The 6,206-nt window shown below is 73.4% G+C and carries 5 protein-coding genes; all 5 read left to right on the top strand.

The window, feature by feature from the left end; genetic code table 11:
• Positions 1-288: 288 nt before the first annotated feature.
• Entirely contained in the window at positions 289-1,662 is a 1,374-nt protein-coding gene (locus tag IH61_RS49640; protein ID WP_051837713.1) for a sensor histidine kinase, read from the top strand.
• Complete coding sequence (locus IH61_RS0122790) at positions 1,614-2,279, top strand: response regulator transcription factor (RefSeq protein WP_031072713.1); 666 nt, start codon at positions 1,614-1,616, stop codon at positions 2,277-2,279. The genes IH61_RS49640 and IH61_RS0122790 overlap by 49 nt, the downstream gene beginning before the upstream one ends.
• A gap of 172 nt (positions 2,280-2,451) precedes the next feature.
• Entirely contained in the window at positions 2,452-4,023 is a 1,572-nt protein-coding gene (locus tag IH61_RS44765) for a DUF2637 domain-containing protein (protein WP_078911315.1), read from the top strand.
• 102 nt (positions 4,024-4,125) lie between these two features.
• Positions 4,126-5,415, top strand: coding sequence for a DUF6986 family protein (locus IH61_RS0122780; protein ID WP_031072709.1), 1,290 nt, complete (start codon positions 4,126-4,128; stop codon positions 5,413-5,415).
• Positions 5,416-5,509: 94 nt separating this feature from the next.
• Positions 5,510-6,178: a YigZ family protein gene (locus tag IH61_RS0122775; protein ID WP_051837712.1), complete on the top strand. Its 669-nt coding sequence runs from the start codon at positions 5,510-5,512 to the stop codon at positions 6,176-6,178.
• Positions 6,179-6,206: the final 28 nt, after the last annotated feature.

Raw genomic sequence — 6,206 nt, 5'->3', positions numbered from 1 at the left:
CGATGGTACTGCAGGGGGGACCCTGTGGGAGAGTAGGACGCCGCCGAACAATTCTTCTGAAAAGCCCCTGATCCGATTCGGATCAGGGGCTTTTCGCATGTCCGGATCTTTCCGGAAGCCGGCTCCGGTGCTGCTCGGTCCACCGGCAGGTGGTGTTAGGTCCACCCCGGAATTGGGGTGGCACGGCCAGTGTGCGCGGCGGGTCGTTCGTGAACACTGAGGGTCGACGATCCCGTACCGGCATCAGGAGCTTCCGTGACGACAGAGACTCGACCGAGTGGTGCGTCGATGCGCACCCAGACCGAGGCTGCCCTCACGGCGGGCGGTCAGGCGTTGGTGCGGCTGGCCGTGCTGTGTCTGACGGCCGCGCCGGGCTTCCTGGTGCCGTTGGCCGCCGGCTGGCTGGCCGGGGCCGCCGTGGTCAGGGTTTTCCGGAGCACCGACTCGGTGGTGCTCCTCGCCCTGGTCGCCGGGCTGCTGGGGACCGCCGTCGTGGCCGGTCGCTTCGTGCGCCGGACGGCCTCGGGCACGCGGCGGCAGGTGGAGCGCTGGTACGGCATCCGGATGCCGGTGGCGTACGGGCCGCGCGCGGAGCTGGAGCTGGACGCGCGGGGGCACTGGTGGACGGGGTACTCCTACCACCGCTCCCAGACGGTCGCGAAGGTCGTGCAGCTGCTGCACTGGGCGTTCCGGGACAAGGCGACCAGGGGCGAGATCCTCTGGCTGTTCGTCAATCCGGCGGCCCTGTTCGCCCTGGCGGGCCCGGTGGCGTTCCTGCTGCTGACGGGGACGTACTACCTGCCGATCTGGTCGGAGCTCATCGGCCGCGGCCGGCCGAGCCCCGACCCGGGGTCGATGGTGATGAACCTGGTGGTCGGACTGGCCCTGATCGGGGCCGGCGTGCTGCTGGCGCCGTACGCGGTGCGGGCGTACGTCACGGTCGCGCGTCGGGTGCTGGACCAGGACGGCCGGGCGACGCACGCCCAGCTGACCAGGCGGGTGGCCCAGCTGACCGAGACCCGGGCGGACGCGGTGGGCGACCAGGCGGCCGAGCTGCGGCGGATCGAGCGCGACCTGCACGACGGGGCGCAGGCCCGGCTGGTGGCGATCGGCATGACCCTGGGCACGATCGAGCACCTGATGGAGACGGACCAGGGCGCCGCGCGCACCCTCCTCGCCGAGGCCCGGCAGTCCTCCGAGCGCGCCCTGCAGGAGCTGCGGGACCTCGTCCGTGGCATTCACCCGCCGGTGCTGGCCGAGCGCGGGCTCGGGGACGCCGTCCGGTCCTTGGCGCTGGACTGCGCGCTGCCGACCGAGGTGTTCGTGGACCTTCCGGACCGCCTGCCGGCTCCGGTCGAGGCGGCGGCCTACTTCAGCATCTGCGAGCTGCTGGCCAACGCGGCCAAGCACTCGGAGGCGGAGCAGGTGTGGGTGGACATCCTCTACCGGGCCGGGTCCCTGCGGGTCACGGTGACGGACGACGGCGTGGGCGTGGCCGATCCGTCGAAGGGGAGCGGGCTGCGCGGGATAGAGCGGCGATTGGGTACCTTCGACGGTGTTCTCACCATCGACAGTACGTCGGGCGGTCCCACCACCATCACCTTGGAGTTGCCGTGCGCGTTGTCCTCGCCGAGGACCTCTACCTCCTCCGCGAAGGTCTGAGCCGGCTGCTGGAGGCGCACGGCTTCACGATCGCCGCGGCCGTGGAGACCGGCCCGGAGCTGCTGGACGCACTGCTGACGCACCGCCCGGACGTGGCAGTGGTCGACGTGCGGCTCCCGCCGACGCTCACGGACGAGGGGCTCCAGGCGGCCCTCAAGGCGCGGCGGGAGATCCGGGGCCTGCCCGTGCTGGTGCTGTCCCAGCACGTCCAGCAGCTCTACGCCCGGGAGTTGCTGGCGGACGGCACGGGTGGCATCGGCTACCTGCTGAAGGACCGGGTGTTCAACGCCGGGCAGTTCATCGACGCCGTCCGCCGGGTGGCCTCCGGCGGTACGGCGATGGACCCGGACGTGATCGCGAAGCTGATGGAGACCACCGCGCGCCGCCCGGGCCCGCTGCTGCGGCTCTCCCCGCGGGAGCGCGAGGTGCTGGAGCTGATGGCCGAGGGCTGTTCCAACTCGGCGATCGCGGCCCGGCTGTCGATCAGCGACGGCGCGGTGGCCAAGCACATCGCCAACATCTTCAGCAAGCTCGAACTCGCCCCGGACGAGGACGCCAACCGGCGCGTCCTGGCTGTTCTGGCCTACCTCAACGGCACGGCCGGTCGAACCGTCTGACGACGGTCACGGTGACGTTCCAGGCTGCGGAAACGCTGGTACAGGCGTACGAGTAAACTCCGGTGGGCCGAGCCCGGAGGGACGCTCAGCGCCGCCGGTGGCCCGACGAAGCGGGTACCGGCCGCCGAGCAGCGTACGGGCCGCAGCCGACATCCAGGGGTTGATAGACGTAATGGCACGCCCAACGCTCACCAAGGCCCATCGGGCCCTGCTCGGCCTGGTCGCGGCCGGCGCCTTCATCATCTCGGGCATCGGCTTCGCGGGTTCGTACAACGCGGTGCGCGAGCTGGCGGAGCAGAAAGGATTCGGTTCCTTCTCCTACGCCTTCCCGATCGGGGTCGACGCCGGCATCGTCGTCCTCCTCGCGCTCGACCTGGTGCTGACCTGGCTGCGGATCCCCTTCCCGATGCTCCGCCAGACCGCCTGGCTGCTGACCGTCGCCACCATCGCCTTCAACGCGGCCGCCTCCTGGGGCGATCCGCTAGGGATGGGGATGCACGCCGTCATCCCGGTGCTGTTCGTCGTCGTGGTCGAAGCCTCCCGGCACGCGGTGGGCCGGATCGCGGCGATCACCGCGGACCGGCACATGGAGTCGGTCCGGGTGATGCGCTGGATACTCTCCCCGGTGCCGACCTTCCGGCTCTGGCGGCGGATGAAGCTGTGGGAGCTGCGCTCCTACGACGAGGTCGTGCGGCTGGAGCAGAACCGCCTGGTCTACCGGGCGCAGCTGCGCTTCCGGTACGGCCGGGGCTGGCGGCGCTCGGCGCCGATCCAGGCGCTGCTGCCGCTGAAACTCGCCAAGTACGGCGTCCCGCTGGACCCGGCGCTGCTCGACCGGCTGGACGACGAGGGTCGCGAGCGCGGGATCGAGGGGGCGGCCGCGGAGGTCGTGGAGACCAGGGTCCAGGCGCGAGTCCAGACGGCCCAGGTCCCGCAGCCCCAGGCCGAACTGACGGCGGGGGAGCCGGAGACCGAGGAGGCCCACGCTGCCGTGGCCGTCGCCCCGGCAGCGGCGGAGGCCCAGCAGGAGCCGCAGCCCGAGTCCGTCCCGGCCCCGGCGGCCGAGCAGGCCCAGGCGCAGGCCCAAACCCAGGCCCAGGCCCAGACCCCTGCCCCGGCACCCCAGCCGCAGCCCCAGCCCGTGGGTGCCGCCCCGGCGGTGCCCGTCGAGGTGGCCGGGTCGATGCTGGCGAAGCTGGCCGCCGCCCGTCACCGCGTGGCGGCCGAGCGGGAGGGCCTGCCGGTGGCGGAGGGTGCCCCGCAGGCGCGCCACGACGTGTCGGACGTGTGGACCGCGCGCCAGCCCCGCGCTGTCGAGGAGCCGGTCCCGGCTCCCGCCCCGGCGCCCCGGGCGCCCAGGCAGGGCTCGCCCTGGTTCAGTGCCTCCCCGGCCGTCGAGGAGCCCGAGCCCGCCGACGCCGCCGAGCAGTTCGTGGAGCCCGAGCCCCAACTGCAGCCCCAACTGCAGCCGCAGCCGCAGCTCCAGCCGCAGCCCCAGGCGCAGGAGCGCCCGGCGTCACGCCGGTCGTCCTCGAGCCTCGACCCCGACCTGGCCTTCGAGGCCCTGCTCTCGTACGTGGACAACCACGAGGGCCAGCAGCCCGACGCCCCGCGTCTCGCCGAGTGGCTGACCAGGGAGTTCGGCGCCACCGGGAAGGGGCCGGACGGTTCCGTCCACCCCAAGGAGGTCGAGGAGCTCGTCCCGACCCTGAACGCGCGCTACGCCGCCGCCGGGAGGGACTGACCGAACTCGCACCTCCCGCGCGGCCATTGACGCCCGTCCCCACCCGGACTACCTTCGCCTCAACAATTTGTTGAAGCACTGGTCCGGCATGGAGGGAACGCGATGTCGCAGGTCGAGGTCGACGGTCACGGTCCGACGCACGGGGCCTCCTTCTCCGCGGAGGCCCGCGCGGCCGTGGAGGCGCTGCTCGCCCCGGTCGACGCCGACCTGGCGCGCCGCTACCCGGGCGACCCGGGCACCCGGCAGCCGGTGCACACCGTCTACGTCCCCGCCGACGCCTTCGGTGCCGACACCGTACGGGACTGGGGCCGCCGGGCTCTGGAGGTGTTCGACACCCACGCCGCCACCCCGGCCGAACTGGCCCGTGCCCTCGGCACGGCCGAGGACGCCCTGCTCGCCGACGTGCACGCCCGGGTCCGCGCCAAGCTGGAGCGCGAGCCGGTCGAGGACCTGAGGATCGACTTCGAGGACGGCTACGGCCCCCGCCCGGACGCGGAGGAGGACGCCGCCGCCGTCCGCGCCGCCGAACTGGTCGCAGCCGCCGTGGCCGAGGGCACCGCGCCGCCGTACGTCGGCATCCGCGTCAAGTGCCTGGAGGCGCCCGTCCGCGCCCGGGGCATCCGGACGCTGGAACTGTTCCTCACCACCCTGCTCGCGAACGGCGGCCTGCCGGACGGGCTGGTGCTCACCCTGCCCAAGGTCACGTACGCCGAGCAGGTCACCGCGCTGGTCCGGCTGCTGGAGGACTTCGAGCGCCGCGCCGGGCTGCCCGCGGGCCGGATCGGCTTCGAGATACAGATCGAGACCACCCAGGCGATCCTCGGCGCGGACGGCAGGGCCACCGTCGCCCGGATGATCGAGGCGTCCGAGGGCCGCGCCACCGGGCTGCACTACGGCACCTTCGACTACAGCGCCGCCTGCGGGGTCGGCGCGGCCCACCAGAGCATGGACCACCCGGTCGCGGACCACGCCAAGGCCGTCATGCAGGTGGCCGCGGCCGGTACCGGCGTCCGGCTCTCGGACGGCTCGACCAACGTGATCCCCACCGGCCCGGCCGAGCGGGTGCACGCCGCCTGGAAGCTCCACCACGACCTGGTCCGCCGCTCGCTGGCCCGCGCCTACTACCAGGGCTGGGACATGCACCCGGCGCACCTGCCGACCCGGTACGTCGCCGTCTACTCCTTCTACCGCGAGGGCCTGGAGACCGCCGCCGCCCGGCTGGCCGCGTACGTCGCCAAGGCCGGCGGGGACGTCATGGACGAACCGGCCACCGCCCGCGCGCTCAGCGGCTACCTGCTGCGCGGCCTGGACTGCGGCGCCGTCGACCTCGCCGAGGTCACCGCGCTCACGGGCCTCGACCGCGCCCGCCTGGACGCCCTCGCCGGCCGCTGAGCCCGGCCGCCGATTCCGGCCGCCGAACCCCCGGGCCCTGGCCAACTAGGCTGGCGGTGCCAGCCTCCGCCGTCCTTCGGGAGAACCACCGCGCATGTCCGCCACGCCGGAACCCACCGCCAGGCCGTACCTCACCATCCGGCGGGCCGGCACCCACGAGATCGAGATCAAGAAGTCCCGGTTCATCTGCCACCTCGCCCGCGTCGCCGACGAGGAGGAGGCACAGGCGTTCATCGCCGGCATCCGCAAGCAGTACTGGGACGCCCGGCACAACTGCACCGCCTTCGTGATCGGCGACGAGCAGCGCCGCGAGCGCTCCAGCGACGACGGCGAGCCCGGCGGCACGGCGGGCGTGCCGATGCTGGAGGTGCTGCGCCGGCGCGGGCTGACGGACACCGCGGCCGTGGTGACCAGGTACTTCGGCGGCATCAAGCTCGGCGCGGGCGGCCTGGTGCGGGCGTACGGGAGCGCGGTGTCGGAGGCGGTGGACGAGATCGGCCTGCTGGAGCGGCGGCCGGTCGCGCTGCTCGCGGTGACGGCCGACCACGTGCGGGCCGGGCGGGTCGAGAACGACCTGCGGGCCGCCGGGTACGCGGTGAGCGGCCTGGAGTACGAGGCGTCCGGAGTGCGGATCGAGGTGGGCGTGCCGGAGCCGGAGGTGGCCACCTTCCACACCTGGCTGGCCGAGGCGACCGGCGGTACCGCGGTTGCGGTCCCGGCCGGGCGGACGTACGTCGAGGTGCCGGTCCGAGGACGCGGGTGACCGGCCCGCACCGATTTTCGGACAGAGA

Source organism: Streptomyces sp. NRRL WC-3742 (assembly GCF_000720635.1).
Taxonomy (GTDB): Bacteria; Actinomycetota; Actinomycetes; order Streptomycetales; family Streptomycetaceae; genus Kitasatospora.
The sequence above is the reverse complement of the archived record's forward strand: the minus strand, read 5'-3'. Positions and strand labels throughout refer to the sequence as shown.